General features: G+C 70.5%; 17 protein-coding genes and 1 tRNA gene. 3 read left to right on the top strand and 15 right to left on the bottom strand.

What is annotated here, in order from left to right; translation table 11 throughout:
• Window positions 1-11: 11 nt before the first annotated feature.
• The 7 genes from hemB to ACIQM3_RS32290 form a co-directional block, all read right to left on the bottom strand.
• Window positions 12-1,007, bottom strand: coding sequence for a porphobilinogen synthase (hemB, locus tag ACIQM3_RS32320; protein WP_401630671.1), 996 nt, complete (start codon window positions 1,005-1,007; stop codon window positions 12-14).
• A 77-nt stretch (window positions 1,008-1,084) separates the two neighbouring features.
• Window positions 1,085-1,158: transfer RNA gene (locus tag ACIQM3_RS32315), tRNA-Ala, on the bottom strand.
• Window positions 1,159-1,263: 105 nt separating this feature from the next.
• Window positions 1,264-2,931 (bottom strand): uroporphyrinogen-III synthase, encoded by a 1,668-nt coding sequence (locus ACIQM3_RS32310; RefSeq protein ID WP_401630669.1) that lies wholly within the window; start codon window positions 2,929-2,931, stop codon window positions 1,264-1,266.
• Window positions 2,928-3,914 (bottom strand): hydroxymethylbilane synthase, encoded by a 987-nt coding sequence (gene hemC / locus ACIQM3_RS32305; RefSeq protein ID WP_401630667.1) that lies wholly within the window; start codon window positions 3,912-3,914, stop codon window positions 2,928-2,930. Before hemC ends, ACIQM3_RS32310 begins: the two co-directional genes overlap by 4 nt.
• Window positions 3,911-5,401 carry a glutamyl-tRNA reductase gene (locus tag ACIQM3_RS32300; RefSeq protein ID WP_401630665.1) on the bottom strand — a complete coding sequence of 497 codons (1,491 nt, stop codon included), beginning with the start codon at window positions 5,399-5,401 and terminating at the stop codon, window positions 3,911-3,913. The genes hemC and ACIQM3_RS32300 overlap by 4 nt, the downstream gene beginning before the upstream one ends.
• The gene (locus ACIQM3_RS32295; protein ID WP_401630663.1) at window positions 5,398-6,180 is read right to left on the bottom strand and encodes a redox-sensing transcriptional repressor Rex; all 783 of its coding nucleotides are present in this window, start codon (window positions 6,178-6,180) and stop codon (window positions 5,398-5,400) included. The genes ACIQM3_RS32300 and ACIQM3_RS32295 overlap by 4 nt, the downstream gene beginning before the upstream one ends.
• A gap of 285 nt (window positions 6,181-6,465) precedes the next feature.
• On the bottom strand, window positions 6,466-6,741 hold the full coding sequence (locus ACIQM3_RS32290) for a glutaredoxin family protein (protein WP_362928001.1): 276 nt from the start codon (window positions 6,739-6,741) through the stop codon (window positions 6,466-6,468).
• A gap of 144 nt (window positions 6,742-6,885) precedes the next feature.
• Between ACIQM3_RS32290 and ACIQM3_RS32285 the strand changes: the two genes are divergently transcribed.
• From ACIQM3_RS32285 to ACIQM3_RS32275, 3 genes are all read left to right on the top strand, one after another.
• The gene (locus ACIQM3_RS32285) at window positions 6,886-7,827 is read left to right on the top strand and encodes an HAD family hydrolase (RefSeq protein WP_401630661.1); all 942 of its coding nucleotides are present in this window, start codon (window positions 6,886-6,888) and stop codon (window positions 7,825-7,827) included.
• Between the two features lie 396 nt (window positions 7,828-8,223).
• Window positions 8,224-9,009, top strand: a complete 786-nt coding sequence (locus ACIQM3_RS32280; RefSeq protein WP_401630659.1) for an ECF subfamily RNA polymerase sigma factor, BldN family — start codon at window positions 8,224-8,226, stop codon at window positions 9,007-9,009.
• A 209-nt stretch (window positions 9,010-9,218) separates the two neighbouring features.
• Window positions 9,219-10,415 (top strand): DUF5667 domain-containing protein, encoded by a 1,197-nt coding sequence (locus ACIQM3_RS32275; protein ID WP_401630657.1) that lies wholly within the window; start codon window positions 9,219-9,221, stop codon window positions 10,413-10,415.
• Between the two features lie 94 nt (window positions 10,416-10,509).
• Here ACIQM3_RS32275 and ACIQM3_RS32270 read toward each other — a convergent pair whose 3' ends face one another.
• The 8 genes from ACIQM3_RS32270 to ACIQM3_RS32235 all read right to left on the bottom strand — a co-directional run bounded on the left by ACIQM3_RS32270 (window position 10,510) and on the right by ACIQM3_RS32235 (window position 17,373).
• Window positions 10,510-11,559 (bottom strand): lysophospholipid acyltransferase family protein, encoded by a 1,050-nt coding sequence (locus ACIQM3_RS32270; RefSeq protein ID WP_362928005.1) that lies wholly within the window; start codon window positions 11,557-11,559, stop codon window positions 10,510-10,512.
• Window positions 11,560-11,575: 16 nt separating this feature from the next.
• Window positions 11,576-12,646, bottom strand: a complete 1,071-nt coding sequence (locus tag ACIQM3_RS32265) for an NAD-dependent epimerase/dehydratase family protein (protein WP_401631244.1) — start codon at window positions 12,644-12,646, stop codon at window positions 11,576-11,578.
• 228 nt (window positions 12,647-12,874) lie between these two features.
• Window positions 12,875-12,973, bottom strand: coding sequence for a 30S ribosomal protein bS22 (locus ACIQM3_RS32260; protein ID WP_003948845.1), 99 nt, complete (start codon window positions 12,971-12,973; stop codon window positions 12,875-12,877).
• Window positions 12,974-13,083: 110 nt separating this feature from the next.
• Window positions 13,084-13,296 carry a helix-turn-helix domain-containing protein gene (locus ACIQM3_RS32255; RefSeq protein ID WP_014046653.1) on the bottom strand — a complete coding sequence of 71 codons (213 nt, stop codon included), beginning with the start codon at window positions 13,294-13,296 and terminating at the stop codon, window positions 13,084-13,086.
• Between the two features lie 128 nt (window positions 13,297-13,424).
• Entirely contained in the window at window positions 13,425-14,240 is an 816-nt protein-coding gene (locus ACIQM3_RS32250; protein WP_401630654.1) for a phosphatase, read from the bottom strand.
• 99 nt (window positions 14,241-14,339) lie between these two features.
• On the bottom strand, window positions 14,340-15,512 hold the full coding sequence (locus ACIQM3_RS32245; RefSeq protein ID WP_401630652.1) for an acetoin utilization protein AcuC: 1,173 nt from the start codon (window positions 15,510-15,512) through the stop codon (window positions 14,340-14,342).
• Complete coding sequence (locus ACIQM3_RS32240; protein ID WP_401630650.1) at window positions 15,481-16,683, bottom strand: MFS transporter; 1,203 nt, start codon at window positions 16,681-16,683, stop codon at window positions 15,481-15,483. The genes ACIQM3_RS32245 and ACIQM3_RS32240 overlap by 32 nt, the downstream gene beginning before the upstream one ends.
• A gap of 42 nt (window positions 16,684-16,725) precedes the next feature.
• Window positions 16,726-17,373 (bottom strand): HAD family hydrolase, encoded by a 648-nt coding sequence (locus tag ACIQM3_RS32235; RefSeq protein WP_401630648.1) that lies wholly within the window; start codon window positions 17,371-17,373, stop codon window positions 16,726-16,728.
• Window positions 17,374-17,487 lie beyond the last annotated feature (114 nt).

Genomic DNA, 17,487 nt, shown 5'->3' with positions numbered 1-17,487 from the left:
CCCGGCCCGCTTCAGCGCCCCAGCTTCTGCGCGACCTCCGTCGCCCAGTACGTCAGGATCATCCGCGCACCCGCGCGACGGATACCCGTCAGGCTCTCCAGGATCGCCGCGTCCCGGTCGATCCAGCCCTTCTCCGCGGCGGCCTCGATCATCGCGTACTCGCCGCTGATCTGGTACGCCGCGACCGGCACGTCCACCGCGTCGGCGACCTTGGCGAGGACGTCCAGGTAGGGACCGGCCGGCTTGACCATGACCATGTCGGCGCCCTCCTCCAGGTCCAGCGCCAGCTCGCGCAGCGACTCCCGGAGATTCGCCGGATCCTGCTGGTACGTCTTGCGGTCCCCCCTGAGCGAGGAGCCCACCGCCTCCCGGAACGGACCGTAGAACGCCGAGGAGTACTTCGCGGTGTAGGCCAGGATCGACACGTCCTCGTACCCGGTCTGGTCCAGGGCGTCCCGGACCACACCGACCTGGCCGTCCATCATGCCGCTGGGGCCCACCACATGCGCACCCGCGTCGGCCTGGACCTGGGCCATCTCGGCGTACCGCTCCAGCGTGGCGTCGTTGTCGACGCGGCCGTCCCCGGTCAGCACCCCGCAGTGGCCGTGGTCGGTGTACTCGTCCAGACAGAGGTCGGACATGATCACCAGGTCGTCCCCGACCTCTTCCCGCACCGCCCGCAGGCCGACCTGGAGAATGCCCTCCGGGTCGGTACCCGCCGTGCCCCGCGCGTCCTTCTTCTCGTCCAGCGGGACGCCGAAGAGCATGATCCCCGAGACACCGGCCGCGACCGCGTCGACGGCGGCCTTCCGCAGCGTGTCCAGGGTGTGCTGCTGCACGCCGGGCATGGCCGAGATGGCGACCGGGGCGTCGATACCCTCGCGTACGAACGCGGGCAGGATCAGATTCGCCGGGTCGAGCCGGGTCTCGGCGACCATGCGCCGCATGACGGGGGTCGTCCGCAGCCGGCGGGGCCGCGAGCCGGGGAAGTTTCCGTAATCGGTCATCCTCCGAGACTAGACCCGTACACATCACCGATTTACCGACACCCGAGCCGGTAAAAGCGTGCCCTCGGAAGGTGGAACGGGACCGGCCGGATTCGAACCGGCGTCCTCCTACATGCCGTGAAGGCGCGACGACCACTGCGCTACGAGCCCCGTCCCGCCCGGGATCGTACGCGACGCGCGAACCCGCGGACCGGAAACAGGACGGGCCCGGCCGCTCCACGAGGAAGCAGCCGGGCCCGCACATCCGTCCGACCTATCAGGTCGTCGTCCGGCGACGGCGCGCGCCGGGGCGCCGTTCGCTCGGCCGGGTCACCGGGTCACCGGCCTCCTTGGCCGCGTCCCGGCGCTGCGCGCCGAAGTCCGCCAGCGCCTGGGCCAGCTTGTGGACCGACGGCTCCGGGGACAGCACGTCGACCCTCAGGCCATGCTCCTCGGCGGTCTTCGCCGTGGCCGGACCGATGCACGCGATCACCGTGACGTTGTGCGGCTTACCCGCGATACCGACCAGGTTGCGGACGGTCGAGGACGAGGTGAAGAGCACCGCGTCGAAACCGCCGCCCTTGATCGCCTCCCGGGTGTCGGCCGGCGGCGGCGAGGCGCGGACCGTGCGGTACGCGGTGACGTCGTCGACCTCCCAGCCCAGCTCGATGAGCCCGGCCACCAGGGTCTCCGTGGCGATGTCGGCACGCGGCAGGAACACCCGGTCGATCGGGTCGAAGACCGGGTCGTACGGAGGCCAGTCCTCCAGCAGACCCGCCGCCGACTGCTCACCGGACGGCATCAGGTCCGGCTTCACACCGAAGTCGACCAGCGCGGCGCCGGTCTGCTCACCGACGGCCGCGACCTTGATCCCGGCGAAGGCACGGGCGTCGAGCCCGTACTCCTCGAACTTCTCCCGTACGGCCTTCACCGCGTTGACCGAGGTGAACGCGATCCACTCGTAGCGGCCCGTGACCAGGCCCTTGACCGCGCGCTCCATCTGCTGGGGCGTACGCGGCGGCTCGACGGCGATCGTCGGGACCTCGTGCGGCACGGCACCGTACGAACGCAGCTGGTCGGAGAGCGACGCCGCCTGCTCCTTCGTACGCGGCACGAGCACCTTCCAGCCGAACAGCGGCTTGGACTCGAACCACGCGAGCTGGTCACGCTGGGCGGCGGAGCTGCGCTCCCCGACCACGGCTATGACGGGCAGGTGCCCGTCCGGCGACGGGAGGACCTTGGCCTGCTTCAGGACCTGGGCGATCGTCCCGAGGGTCGCCGTCCAGGTCCGCTGGCGGGTCGTCGTCCCGGCGATCGTGACCGTGAGCGGGGTGTCGGGCTTGCGGCCCGCCGAGACCAGCTCACCGGCGGCCGCGGCCACCGAGTCGAGCGACGCGGACACGACGGCCGTCGCGTCGCTCGCACCGACCTCGGACCAGCAGCGGTCCGACGCGGTACGGGCGTCGACGAAGCGCACATCGGCGCCCTGCGCGTCACGCAGCGGAACACCGGCGTACGCGGGCACACCGACCGCGTTCGCGATGCCGGGCACGACCTCGAAAGGCACACCCGCGGCGGCGCAGGCGAGCATCTCGGCACCCGTGTTGCCGTCCAGGCCGGGGTCGCCTGTGACAGCGCGCACCACCCGCCTGCCGCCCTTCGCTGCCTCCATGACAAGATTGGCGGCATCCCTGAGGACGGGTACTCCGGCGGGTGTTGACGCCATGTCAACAACCGTCATCTCAGGCGTGCTTACCCCTGCCCGCGCGTGGCAGCGAACGACGTCGAGAACGTCCGGTTCGGCTACAAGGACGTCCGCGCTCGCGAGCGCCTCGACAGCGCGCAGAGTCAGCAGTCCCGGGTCGCCGGGACCGGCGCCGAGGAAGGTGACATGCCCTGAGGACAGGACAGGGAAGTCGGATACGACAGGGCCGGTGGGGCTCAAAGTGCTCGCTCCCCCATAAGACCGGCCGCACCCTTGGCAAGCATCTCGGCCGCGAGCTCGCGACCGAGGGCCGCCGCGTCGTCGTGCGACGTGGGGACGGGACCGGTGATGGACAGCTGCACCAGGGAAGTGCCGTCGGTTGAACCGACGACACCGCGCAGGCGCAGTTCGTTGACAACCTGCCCGTCGGCCAGGAGGTCGGCCAGCGCACCCACAGGTGCGGAACAGCCGGCCTCCAGGGCGTTGAGCAGGGCGCGCTCGGCGGTCACGGCGACCCGGGTGTACGGGTCGTCGAGCTCGGCGAGGGCTGCGGCGAGGTCCGCGCTGCTTTCAGCGCATTCGATCGCCAGTGCTCCCTGGCCGGGAGCGGGCAGGACGGTGTCGACCGGCAGGAAGCCGGTGACCTCGTCCGTGCGTCCGAGGCGGCTGAGCCCGGCGGCGGCGAGTACCACCGCGTCGAGCTCCCCGCTTCGTACAAAACCGATACGCGTATCGACGTTGCCGCGGATCGCGACGGTCTCTATCTCGAGGCCGTGCGAGCGGGCGTACGCGTTGAGCTGCGCCATGCGGCGCGGCGAACCTGTGCCGATACGGGCGCCGGCCGGCAGCTGCTCGAAGGTCAGCCCGTCCCGCGCCACCAGCGCGTCGCGCGGGTCCTCGCGCACCGGCACCGCGGCCAGCACGAGGCCCTCGGGCTGCGTGGTCGGCAGGTCCTTGAGCGAGTGGACGGCGAAGTCCACCTCGCCGCTCAGCACCGCTTCACGCAGAGCCGCGACGAACACACCCGTCCCGCCGATCTGCGCCAGGTGCTCCCGGGAGACATCCCCGTACGTGGTGATCTCGACGAGATCGACGGCACGCCCGGTCACCTCGCGGACCGCATCAGCGACCATGCCGGACTGCGCCATGGCGAGCTTGCTGCGCCGGGTGCCTAGCCGGAGCGGTGTTGTGGTCTCCCCGCCCAGGGGTGAGTTGTCGGTCATGACCGCCCTCTATTCGGGTCGTTCAGGTCTGCCCGGGAGACGGCGGCCACCGTCTGCGGGTCGAGGTCGAAGAGTTCCCGCAGCGCATCGGCGTACCCGGCGCCGCCGGGCTCGCTGGCGAGCTGCTTGACCCGCACGGTGGGCGCGTGCAGGAGCTTGTCGACGACGCGGCGCACGGTCTGCGTGATCTCGGCGCGCTGCTTCTCGTCCAGGTCGGGGAGGCGTCCGTCGAGCCGCGCGATCTCGCCGGCCACCACGTCGGCGGCCATGGTGCGCAGGGCGACGACGGTCGGGGTGATGTGCGCGGCGCGCTGGGCGGCTCCGAAGGCGGAGACCGCGTCGGCGACGATGGTGCGCACCTGGTCCACATCGGCGGCCATCGGGGCGTCCGCGGACGCCTCGGCGAGCGACTCGATGTCGACGAGGCGCACACCGGCGACGCGGTGCGCCGCTCCGTCGATGTCGCGCGGCATCGCGAGGTCGAGCAGGTGGAGCCGGGCGGGACCGGTGGAGGCCGGACGTGCGGGCGCCCGGCGCACGGCCCGGGCCTGTGCGGCAGCGGCGGCGGATCCGTTCTCCACCCACGCGGCGTGCTGGTCCAGCTCGTCGGTCACGGCGGCCGGGGCGTCGGCCGCCCGCTCCGCGGTGTCGAACTCGACGCCGAGCGCACCGGCGACGGCCTCCGCGGTCAGCACGAGACCGGTCGCGCCGGTACAGGACACGACGACATCGGCACGTGTCAGTTCACCCGCGACGCCGTCCATCTCCACGGCGCGCGCCGTCGGGACACCGGCCTGGCCGAGGATCTCGACGAGCCGGTCGGCACGCGCCCGGGTCCGGTTGGCGACGACGATCTCGTCGACGCCCGCACGGGCCAGCGTCGCGGCGGCCAGCGAGGACATCGAGCCCGCGCCTATCACCAGGGCTCGCTTGCCGGCCGCCCACTCGGTGACCTCGGCGCCGTCGGCCAGCTGCTCGAGACCGAAGGTGACGAGCGACTGCCCGGCACGGTCGATCCCCGTCTCGCTGTGGGCGCGCTTGCCGACCCGCAGGGCCTGCTGGAAGAGGTCGTTCAGCAGACGGCCGGCGGTGTGGAGCTCCTGCCCCAGCGCGAGCGCGTCCTTGATCTGACCGAGGATCTGGCCCTCGCCGACGACCATCGAGTCCAGCCCGCACGCCACCGAGAAGAGGTGGTGGACGGCGCGGTCCTCGTAGTGCACATAAAGATAGGGAGTGAGCTCGTCCAGCCCGACCCCGCTGTGCTGCGCGAGGAGGGTGGAAAGCTCGGCGACACCCGCGTGGAACTTGTCCACGTCCGCGTACAGCTCGATGCGGTTGCAGGTGGCCAGGACCGCGGCCTCGGTCGCGGGCTCCGCGGCGAGGGTGTCCTGAAGCAGCTTCGTCTGGGCCTCGGCCGCCAGGGACGCCCGCTCCAGCACGGAGACGGGGGCGCTGCGGTGACTCAGCCCTACGACCAGGAGACTCATGCCGGCATCACGGCGGGCATGTCCCCGTCAGGTCCCTTCCGGCCGGAGGGCGTGGCACGCATCGGCGGCGCCTCGTCGGCGTCCTCGTCGCCCGCCCTGCCGTCGGCAGCGGCCTCCTCGCCGGCCTTGCGCTGCTCGTGGAAGGCGAGGATCTGCAGCTCGATCGAGAGATCGACCTTGCGCACGTCGACACCGTCGGGCACGGAGAGCACCGTCGGCGCGAAGTTCAGGATGGAGGTCACACCCGCGGCGACGAGCCGGTCGCAGACCTGCTGGGCCGCGCCGGGCGGGGTGGTGATGACGCCGATGGACACACCGTTGTCGCTGATGATCCGGTCCAGGTCATCGGTGTGCTGGACGGCGATCCCGGCCACGGGCGTACCCGCCATGGTGGGGTCGGCGTCGATCAGCGCGGCGACCCGGAACCCGCGGGAGGCGAAACCGCCGTAGTTGGCGAGCGCGGCGCCGAGGTTACCGATACCGACGATCGCGACCGGCCAGTCCTGGGTCAGCCCCAGTTCGCGCGAGATCTGGTAGACGAGATACTCGACGTCGTACCCGACACCACGCGTGCCGTAGGAGCCCAGGTAGCTGAAGTCCTTACGCAGCTTCGCGGAATTGACTCCCGCCGCCGCGGCGAGTTCCTCGGACGAAACCGTGGGAACCGAGCGCTCGGAGAGCGCTGTCAGTGCGCGGAGATACAGCGGAAGCCGGGCGACGGTGGCCTCGGGAATTCCTCGGCTACGGGTCGCCGGTCGGTGAGTTCGGCCAGTTGCCACGGTGCTCCTGCGGGATGAGCGGGGCTGCAGGCGGCCGTATGTCCAAAGACCGCCCCGTCCACAGCAGGCTATGTCTTTGTGAACGCGTGCACAAAGATGGTGTCCGTTTTGTCTGGTCAAAGTGACCGGGGTCACGCATATTCCCTGCGCGGTCCCGGAACCCGGGACGGCATCAGTCCGTTGCAGGCCCGAAGGGGGCAAGACGGTACACACTCCTCATGTCCACGCCCCCGAGACCACTCAAAACGCCCATGATGTTAACCGGGTTTCGCCCAGGAAGCCCCCTCACGTACGCAGTGCGGTGCGCAGCCGCGCCGGATCCACCCGCCAGAAGGTGTGCTGTTCGTCATCGATCAGGACCACCGGGATCTGCTCCCAGTACTCCTTGTACAGCGCCTCGTCCCGCGTGATGTCCTTCTCCACCCAGGACGCGCCGGTCTCCTCGCAGACCTCTCTCACCACCAACCGCGCATCGTCACAGAGATGACACCCGGGCTTCCCCACCAGGGTCACCACCCGGTCCGCGGGGTTCTTCCTCGTACGACGCAGCAGAGCACTCATACCTTCATTCTGCTCCCCCCGGCGGACCCTTCCGGACCCCCCGGAGACGCGGAATCACCCGTTTAACGCCCCGGTCCCGGAGAGTTCACACCGCCGCATCCCGCCAGGTCGGGAAGAGCCGAACAGAATGGCTATGCTCACCGCATGGCCGCTCTTGGATGGCTCACCCCCCGCAGGCGCCCCGCCACAGCACGCAGCGTGCTCGCAGGCGAGGCCGCAGCCGAGGCCGCGCAGAAGTCGGCACTGCCGGCCGGCGCCGAAGAGCTCCTCATCACCCCTGTCGAGGCCCGGGAGCCCGTCTTCCCGGTGGCCGGGGACACCCGCGCCGCGGCCTTCTTCGACCTGGACAACACCGTCATGCAGGGCGCCGCGATCTTCCACTTCGGCCGCGGCCTGTACAAGCGGAAATTCTTCCAGCGGCGCGAACTCACCAGGTTCGCCTGGCAGCAGGCCTGGTTCAGGCTGGCCGGCGTCGAGGACCCGGAGCACATGCAGGACGCCCGCGACAGCGCCCTGTCCATCGTCAAGGGCCACCGCGTCTCCGAGCTGATGTCCATCGGTGAGGAGATCTACGACGAGTACATGGCCGATCGCATCTGGCCCGGCACCCGTGCCCTGGCCCAGGCCCACCTCGACGCGGGCCAGAAGGTCTGGCTGGTGACCGCCGCCCCGGTGGAGACCGCCACGATCATCGCCCGCCGCCTCGGCCTCACCGGCGCCCTGGGCACGGTCGCCGAGTCGGTCGACGGCGTCTACACCGGCCGGCTGGTCGGCGAGCCCCTGCACGGCCCGGCGAAGGCCGAAGCCGTACGCGCGCTGGCGGCCGCCGAGGGCCTGGACCTGGAGCGCTGCGCCGCTTACAGCGACTCGCACAACGACATCCCCATGCTGTCCCTGGTCGGCCACCCGTACGCGATCAACCCGGACTCCAAACTGCGCAAGCACGCCCGCTCCCTGGACTGGCGGCTCCGCGACTACCGCACCGGCCGCAAGGCGGCCAAGGTGGGCATCCCCGCCGCGGCGGGCGTCGGCGCGCTGGCCGGTGGCACGGCGGCCGCCGTGGCGATCCACCGCCGCCGCCGCTGACCCCTTCTTACGGAGGCCTCCCGCACGGAGACCTCTCCCCTGCGGCGTCCTTCACCGCCCCGCAGCGGCACGCCCGGGTGCGTACGCCCAATCGGGAGCGGAACAGTGGCACGGGCACCCATCGCCCCGGCCAGTCGCGTTGCGTACGGACGACCACAACCCGTCGCCGCCATAGGCAGATCCCGAAGCGATTCGATCAATAACCGGTCACGATGTGCCACTTGAACCGTCACTTAGAGGTTACGGAAGCGACCTAATCGGTGATTTGAGCAACTGGGTGTAGCACGGCCTGTACGAAGCGTTATTCTCCTCAGACGCACAAGGAACCCGTCATCCGCTACCACGAGTGACGGTTTTCCAACTGCACGTGATGGAAGCTCTGCCTCTGGGAGTCCCGTGTACCCACACGTCGGGGTTGACACCTCGGGCCTGGCTACGCTGCGCGCAACGGTCCTCGACCGCTTGCGCGGCTTCGTCCCCACCGCGTACGCCGTCCCCCAATTTGCCACCCCTGTACCTGCCGGCCCTTGCTATGCGCTGGCCGAACGCAGCGCGGCCGTCGGAAGACGCACTAACCGCGGCGCTGCGGCTGCTGCGTCGTCGGCTCCCGTCCGCCGTCCGACAGCCGACAGCGACAGCGCGCGCATGATGGATCTCGTCGAGCGCGCGCAGGCCGGTGAGGCCGAGGCCTTCGGCCGCCTGTACGACCAGTACAGCGACACCGTGTACCGGTACATCTACTACCGCGTGGGAGGCAAGGCGACAGCGGAGGACCTCACCAGCGAGACGTTCCTGCGCGCACTCCGCCGCATCTCCACCTTCACCTGGCAGGGCCGCGATTTCGGCGCGTGGCTGGTCACGATCGCCCGGAACCTGGTCGCCGACCACTTCAAATCCAGTCGTTTCCGACTGGAAGTGACCACCGGCGAAATGCTCGACGCCAACGAGGTCGCACGGAGCCCGGAGGACTCCGTCCTGGAATCCCTCTCCAACGCCGCACTACTGCAGGCCGTACGCCGGCTCAATCCACAGCAGCAGGAGTGCGTGACCCTGAGATTCCTGCAGGGTCTCTCGGTCGCCGAGACCGCCCGGGTCATGGGAAAGAACGAGGGCGCGATCAAAACCTTGCAGTACCGAGCCGTGCGAACGCTCGCACGACTCCTGCCGGACGACGCCCGCTGACGTCACCATCCGTGACGTGTCCGTGACACACCGATCGGATCATCCGTCGTCCGTAACCCAACTGCCGCGCCACTCGTTGTGCCGGATGCAGGCCCCCTGTCGCCACACCTGACCGTTTCCACTCGCTCGTTCGTGTGGAAACGTCTCCGGTGGGCAACCTTCCGGACCCTCAGGGGAGTCGACCGTCATGACGAGAGGAGGTGCCGCCAGTGATCGCAAACGTTTCGGCACACCGGCGGGCGAACGCCTTCGCCCAGGCCCTGGAGGAGCAGTCCCCCCAGGGTGCGGCGGCCGTACAGCCCGAGGACCCGGCCCAACCGGCCGACCACGGAACGCTGTTGGCCCTGGCGAACGGCCTCGGTGAGCTACCGGCGCCGGAATTCGATCCCGAGGTCAAAGTGGTGCAGCGAGCCCAGCTCCTCGCGGCCATGGAGACCATGTTCGCCGAAGGCGGTGCGTCCACGGGCCCTTCAGTGCCCGAACAACGGAGCAAGGGAGCCCACCGGGCCTCCCCGATCCGGAGGCTGCGTCCCCGCTCCCGCTGGGCGAAGGGCCTCACCGCCGGCGGACTCACCGTCGGTGTGGCCGCGGGAGCGTTCGGCGGAGTGGCCGCCGCCAGTTCCGACGCCCTGCCGGGTGATTCCCTCTATCCGCTCAAGCGCGGCATGGAGGACATCAGTCTCGGCATGTCCAGCGGCGACGCCGACCGGGGTGAGGCCTACCTCGACCAGGCGTCGACCCGCCTCGGCGAAGCCCGCCGGCTGATGGAGCGGGCCCGCTCCGGCGAGATGGACCACGAGTCGATCGGAGACGTCAGGCGCGCGCTCGACGGCATGACGCACGACGCCACCGAGGGCCACCGCCTGCTCCACGCCGCCTACGAGCGCGACGGCGCCATCGGGCCCATCCAGACGCTGGACTCCTTCTCCCGCTCGCACCGCGCGAGCTGGAGCAGCCTCCGCGACCGGCTGCCCGTCCAGCTGACCGACATCCGCGACAAGGTCAGCTCCGTCTTCGAGGCCATGGACCAGGAAGTCGCACCGCTGAAGTCCCTGCTGCCCCGCACACCGGGCACCGAGAGGGACGCGCCGCCCGCCGGTGCCACGCAGGAGGACCGGGACTCCAGGGCTCCGGAGAAGGCTCCTTCCTCCTCCGCGGCCCCGGACGACAGCGCGTCCACCAGCAGCAGCCGGCCGAAGCCCTCGGGCTCCGGCTCCACCCCCGCCGACGGCCTGCTCGGCGGCGGCTCCGACGGCCTGCTGGACGACCTCCCGACGGACGGCACCACCCCGTCGTCCCCGGGCGGCGCACCCGGCGCCTCCCCCGCGCCCGACGTCACCCTGCCGCCGCTGCTCCCGGGCCTGCTGCCCGGCCTGGGCATCGACAGCGAGGACGTCGAGCCGTAGGGACCACCGCACGTGAGGAGGGCGCCGTCCGGACCGGGCGGCGCCCTCCTCACGTCGGCCGTGCCGGCCGTGCGGTCCTGCGATCGGCGTGCGGTCAGAAGAAGACCGACCGGCGCTGCACCAGCAGCTTGTAGAGCGTGTGCTGGATCTGCTCCCGCACCTGGTCCGTCAGGTTGAACATCAGCATCGGGTCCTCCGCGGCCTCCGGCGGATACCCGTCCGTGGGGATCGGCTCCCCGAACTGGATCGTCCACTTCGTCGGCAACGGCACCGCACCGAGCGGTCCCAGCCACGGAAAGGTCGGCGTGATCGGGAAGTACGGGACCCCCAGGACCCTCGCCAGCGTCTTCGAGTTGCCGATCATCGGGTAGATCTCCTCGGCGCCCACGATCGAGCACGGCACGATCGGCACCCCGGCCCGCAGTGCCGTCGACACGAAGCCGCCCCGCCCGAAGCGCTGCAGCTTGTACCGCTCGCCGAACGGCTTCCCGATGCCCTTGAAGCCCTCCGGCATCACCCCGACGACCTCACCGCCCTGCAGCAGCCGCTCGGCGTCCTCCGCGCACGCGAGGGTGTGCCCGGCCTTCCTCGCCAGCTCGTTGACCACCGGGAGCATGAAGACGAGGTCGGCCGCGAGCAGCCGCAGATGCCGCTCGGCCGGGTGATTGTCGTGGACCGCGACCTGGAGCATCAGCCCGTCCAACGGCAGCGTCCCGGAGTGGTTGGCCACGATGAGCGCCCCGCCGTCGGACGGGATGTTCTCGATGCCCTTCACCTCGACCCGGAAGTACTTGTCCGCGAGGGGCCGCAGCATCGACATGAGGACCTGGTCGGTCAGCTCCTTGTCGTACCCGAACTCGTCGACCTCGTAATCCCCCGTGAGCCGGCGCCGCAGAAACGCGAGCCCGCCCGCGATCCGCCGGTCCCAGCCGCTCCCGGGCCCCTCCCCACCGTCCTGGGAGGCGGCACCCGTGGCCTCGGCGGCCCCTTCAGGCACCTGGCCGCCCGGCAGGGCGCTCACGGGCGCGGGACCGGCCGACGCGGGCTGCTGGGCCCTTCCGGCGCCCGGCAGCGCTCCTCTGCGCCGTCCCGCGCCGGAGCGCGAACGGTCGTCGTCGAAGGGAATGACCTTGGCGTCCGCCATCGTCGGTCGCGCTCCTCTACCTGGCGCCGTGAGTCGAATGTGTCCTGCCTGCCGGTCCCCCACCGAGCGGCAGCTCGGCCAGCCTCCCGACCGCCCTGCCCACCCGCTCGGGAGGCAGCAGCCCCGGCCCCCGGCTCCGAGCGAACTCCGCGAACGTCTCGGCCGTGGTGAACTTCGGCCGGAAACCCAGCGTCTCGCGCATCTGGACGGTCGAGACCACCCGGCCGTGCGTGAGGAGCCGGATCTGCTCCGGCGAGAAATCCGTCATACCGATCGTACGGAGCGCCGACCCCACCCAGGTGACGGCCGGCAGCAGCACCGGCACGGTCGGCCGCCCCAGCCTGCGCGAGCACTGCGAGAGCAGCAGCACACCGGCGCCGGCGATGTTGAACGTGCCGCTGTTCAGCGTGCCGCGCCGGGGTTCGCGGGCCGCGATCTCCAGTACGTCGACGACGTCGTCCTCATGCACGAACTGCAGCCGGGGGTCGTACCCGAGGACCGTCGGAAGGACCGGCAGCGCCAGGTAGTCGGCGAGCGGCGAGTCCGGCTCGGGGCCCAGGATGTTCGCGAACCTCAGCACGCACACGGCCACGTCCGGCCTGCGGCGCGCGAAGCCGCGGACATAGCCCTCGACCTCCACCGCGTCCTTGGCGAAACCGCCGCTGGGCAGGGACTTGGGAGGCGTCGTCTCGGTGAAGACCGCGGGGTCGCGCGGGGCGGAGCCGTACACGTTGGTGCTGGACTTGACCACGAGCCGCTGGACGGTCGGAGACTTCTGGCACGCACCGAGCAGCTGCATCGTGCCGATGACGTTGGTCTCCTTGACCGTCGTCCGCCCGCCCGCACCGAGCGCCTTCGCCGACACGTCCAGATGGACGACCGTGTCGACGGAATGCTCCGCGAGGACCCTGGCGATCGCCGACTGCCGGATGTCCGCCAGGACGAATTCGGCGTCCCCCAGCTCATGCCCCGGCGCGACCGCGTCCACGGCGATCACGCGGTCCACACCGGGATCCCGCTGGATACGCCGCACGAAACGGCCCCCCAGCTGCCGGGCCGCGCCTGTGACGAGCACGATCTTCCCCAAGATCAGCGCCTTCCGTCGATCGTTCACCGAGCGGGGTCTTCCCCTGGCCGTCACCGTAGTCGGTGGATGTTCCCCTGTGATGACCCCGGGCGGGCTTTACCGAAGCTGTGGCGGGAATACCACCGGATCCGCCGCACACCGCCGGGGCCCGGAACACCCGCCCGGAAACGCGCCGAGGCCCTCCCGCCAGGACGGCGGAAGGGCCTCGGACTCACGAACTGCGTTCGCTTACTTCTTGTTGCGACGCTGAACGCGCGTGCGCTTGAGCAGCTTGCGGTGCTTCTTCTTGGCCATCCGCTTGCGCCGCTTCTTGATAACAGAGCCCACGACTACCCTCGCTCACTTCTTCTTCACTGGTGCGGGGCGTCTGGGCCCACACGACCTACGTCGGCCTAGCCTACCCGCCACAGAGTGAGGGGCGTAATCCGAGGGCGACGTCAGGCCGACTCCACCCCCACGAAGGACTCTCGGAGATACTCGTGAACCGCTTGCTCCGGGACCCGGAAGGACCTTCCCACCCTGATCGCCGGCAGATGACCGCTGTGCACCAAGCGGTACACGGTCATCTTCGACACCCTCATGACCGAGGCGACTTCCGCCACGGTCAGAAACTTGACCTCGTTGAGAGGCCTCTCGCTGCCAGCAGCCATGACCCACCTGTACCTTCCGCACGAGACGCGCACCGGCTTCCCCTCCGGTGACTCTTCGTCGTTGTGCGCTCACTCCCCAGATTAGGGGCGGGTGATGCGAGTGGGGAAGAGGTGAGACGATCGGCCGCCTACTGTGACAGACACGCCCGATTGAGCACATACCGAGTAAGAGGCCGGTAGTAGTCCGACCGCACGCCGTCATCAACCGGAACGGCGACGGACACCCGCCCCTCCGCCTCACCCACGAACAGCGCTGGGTCATCCGTATCCGCCAGCCCGATGGCCTCGATGCCCAGCTGACCTGCCCCGCAGACCCATCCGTGGTCCCCCACCACCAGCTCGGGCAGCGCTCCCCGGGCGTTCACCGCCTCCTCCAGCACGGCCCGAACCGGGAGCGGTGAGTGGGTGTGTGCGCCGGTGGCACTCCCCGGAACCCGCACGCCCGGTTCGCGCACCAGCGCGACGCCTTGTACGTAGTCGAGGTTGTACGTGCGTACGCCGAACCGGGTCGTTATGTCGACACATCGGCCCTGCGCGGGAGTGAGCACCGCGCACCCGGCCGCCGACAAAGCGTCTGCCAGTCCGGCGTAGAACCCGAGCAGCCGGTGCGGATGCCCGGTGCCCAACAGCACCGGAGCCCGTCTCTCCGCAGCCCGGGCGAGCCGTTCCGCGAACGCGTCCAGCGCGGCCAGGGTCCGCTCCGGATCGATGACGTCAGAACCTGACACATGATCAGGATCGTCCGACACCCCGCACTTGTCGGCCATCAGCCGCAGCAGGTCACGCTCACCCCACGCCCGGTCCGGATCCAGCCCGAGCAGCACACGAGGGTCTCTCGCCGCGAAAAGCCGATAGCTCCGCAGACTCGTCTCCCGCGGCGTGGCCACGGGCCCGGCGAGCCGGGCCGCCAGCAGATGAGCGCGCAGCGCTCCGGTGCTCAACACCCTCCCGATGCTCCCGCACCACGAGCACCCCCGGGCCGGAACCCGGATACCGCACCACCGTTGGCGTAACGGCCTCGCGGGTGGGGCCGTGACCCTCCCTCAGGCCAGCAGCCCACGCAGCGGGAACGCCGACCGCCGCGTCGCCAGCACCGCCTGGTCCAGCCGGTCCGCCGGGTCGTACCCGTCCTCCCAGGGCTTCCACGACGGCGTACGGCCGTCCGTCATCCGGGCCGGGCCCAACTGCCGCGTACGGGCGTAGACCTCGTCCCGCCACGACGGCGGGATGACCGACTCCGGTGCCACCGGCGCGTGTGCGGCGATCCCCACGAGATGGGTCCAGGAGCGCGGCACCACATCCACCACCGCGTAACCGCCCCCGCCCAGCGCCACCCAGCGCCCGTCCTCGGCATAGGTGTGGGCGAGATCGTGGCAGGCCTCCATGACGGCACGCTGGGCGTCCAGCGACACCGCGAGGTGGGCCAGCGGGTCCTCGAAGTGCGTGTCCGCCCCGTGCTGGGTCACCAGCACCTGCGGCCGGAAGTCCTCCAGCAGCTCGGGCACCACCGCGTGGAACGCGCGCAGCCACCCGGCGTCACCCGTACCCGCCGGCAGCGCCACATTCACCGCACCGCCCTCACCCGCCCCGGAACCGGTCTCCTCCGGCCAGCCGGTCTGCGGGAACAGCGTGCGCGGATGCTCGTGGAGCGACACGGTCAGCACCCTGGGGTCCTCCCAGAACGCCGCCTGCACCCCGTCCCCGTGGTGGACGTCCACATCGACGTACGCCACCCGCTCCGCGCCCAACTCCAGCAGCCGTGCGATGGCGAGCGCCGGATCGTTGTACACACAGAAGCCCGAGGCCGCCCCGGGCATCGCGTGGTGCAGCCCGCCCGTGAAGTTCACGGCGTGCGCGGTCTCCCCGCGCCAGACGGCCTCCGCGGCTCCCACCGAGAGCCCGGCGATCAGCGCGGACGCCTCGTGCATCCCCTCGAAGGCGGGATCGTCGATCGTCCCGAGCCCGTACGCCTGGTCGGCGGCCCTCGGATCCGCGGACGCCGCCCGGACGGCCGTCACGTAGTCCTCACGGTGCACGAGCCGCAGCGTGGAGTCCCCGGCCGGCTTGGCCGCCCTGACATCCACCGACCCGTCCAGCCCGAACGCCCGCACCAGTCCCATCGTCAGGGCGAGTCTGACCGGATCCATGGGGTGACTGGACCCGAAGTCGTATCCCGTTACTGCCTCATCCCACATCAGCCGCGCGCGCCCGCTCATGCCCGCCACCGTATCGGGCGGGCTCCGCGCCGAACGACCGGGCGTACACGAGCGTCGCGAGGACCAGCACCATGGGCACGAGCATCGCGCCGCGATAGCTCCACGCGTCGCCGAGCGCCCCCACGAGAGGCGAGCCGACGAGGAAACCCACGTAGTTGAAGACGTTCAGCCGGGCGACGGCCACATCACTCGCCCCGGGGAACATCCTCCCCGCCGCCGCGAAGGTCTGCGGCACGATCACACAGAGCCCCAGCCCCAGCAGCGTGAAGCCGAGCATCCCCCACCAGGCACCGGGCGCCACCGCCACCACCGCGAAACCGACGGCGGCCAGCACACTGCCGCCCCGCACCACGGCCACGGCCCCGAACCGACGCACCCCGACGTCCCCGACGGCACGTCCCAGCAGCGTCGTCACCATGTAGACGTTGTACGGAAGCGTCGCCAGCTGCTCCGAGCTGCCCAGGACATCCTGCAGATACTTCGCGCTCCAATTGGAGACCGTCGAGTCCCCGATGTACGCGAACGCCATCACCAGGCAGAGCGGCAGCAGCAGCCTGAACGGCACGGAGCCACCCTGCCCGGGCTCCGCCCCCGCCGGATCGCCGCCGGAACCGCCCTCCGCGTACCACCTGCTGCCGATCAGAGCCGCGGGCAGCAGGACGACCACCACGGGCAGATAGGACACGAGCAGCGACAGGTCCCAGTGCGCACCTGCCCATGCCATGGACGCCCCGGCGATGCCGCCCAGGCTGTACGCGGCGTGGAAGCCCAGCATGATGCTGCGCCCGTAGGCCCGTTGCAGGCTGACGCCCATCATGTTCATCGAGGCGTCCAGGGCCCCGACCGCCAGCCCGAAGACCCCGAGCGCGACGACCGCCTGCCAGACCTCGCTGCCGGCACCCACGCCGAGCAGGGCGAGCAGCACGACGGGCTGCGCCCACCTGAGCACGACCCTGGGCCGTACCCGCGCGACCACCTTCTCCGTGGCGACACTGGCGACCCCCGCCAGGACAGGCACCGCGGCCAGGAAGGCGGGCAGCAGCCCGTCGGATATCCCGTACCGGTCCTGGATGGCGGGGATGCGCGTCACGAGCAGGGCGAAGGCCACCCCCTGCACCAGGAAGCTGAGCGCCAGGGAGGCTCTGCCGTACCGCAACCGCGCATCCGTCATGGCCGCGAGCGTAGAGCCCCTGTCTACCGCTGGGTAGATCGGTCAGGCGAGCAGTTTCGGGAGCTGCGACATGTCGGAGAAGTGCCCGGTGACCCCGACGAGCCGGTCCGCCGGCATCATGGAGGTGAACCCGTACACCTCCATCCCGGCCGCGCGCGCTGCCTCGACGCCGAGCGGACTGTCCTCGATCACGACACACCGCTCGGGGGCGACGCCCATCCGTTCGGCGGCGTGGAGAAACAGGTCCGGGGCCGGCTTCCCCCGCCCCACGTCCTCGGAGCTGAAGATCCACTCCTCCTCGAACCACTGGTCGAGCCCGGTCTTACGGTGCCCGGCCGCGATCTTCTGGTGGCTTCCGGACGAGGCGACGCAGTACGCCACCCCGTCGGCGACGAGCTCGCCCAGGAGTTCGTGGACCCCGTCCACCGCTGTCAGCTGCTCCGCCTCGAACGCGGCGAGGGTGCGGCGGTGCAGCTCCTCGTCGAAGTCCGCGGGGAGCTTCTGGCTTGTCCGCTCGTCCACCAGGTCGTGCACCCGGTGGATGGCGGCCCCCATGTAGTCGCGGAGGGACTCCTCGTACGAGGTGGGGTGACCGAGCTCCGTGAGGTAGCCGGCCAGGACCGTGTTGGAGATCGGCTCACTGTCGACGAGCACGCCGTCGTTGTCGAAGATGACCAGTTCGTAGCGCATGGTTCGACCCTAGACGCTCTGAACGCAGAAAAGCCCCGTGCCACAAGGGCACGGGGCTTTCCCGGAATAATTGTTCGGCGGCGTCCTACTCTCCCACAGGGTCCCCCCTGCAGT

This window comes from Streptomyces sp. NPDC091271 (assembly GCF_044757505.1).
Taxonomy (GTDB): Bacteria; Actinomycetota; Actinomycetes; order Streptomycetales; family Streptomycetaceae; genus Streptomyces.
Note: the sequence above shows the minus strand (reverse complement) of the source record. Positions and strands in the feature narration are given on the sequence as shown.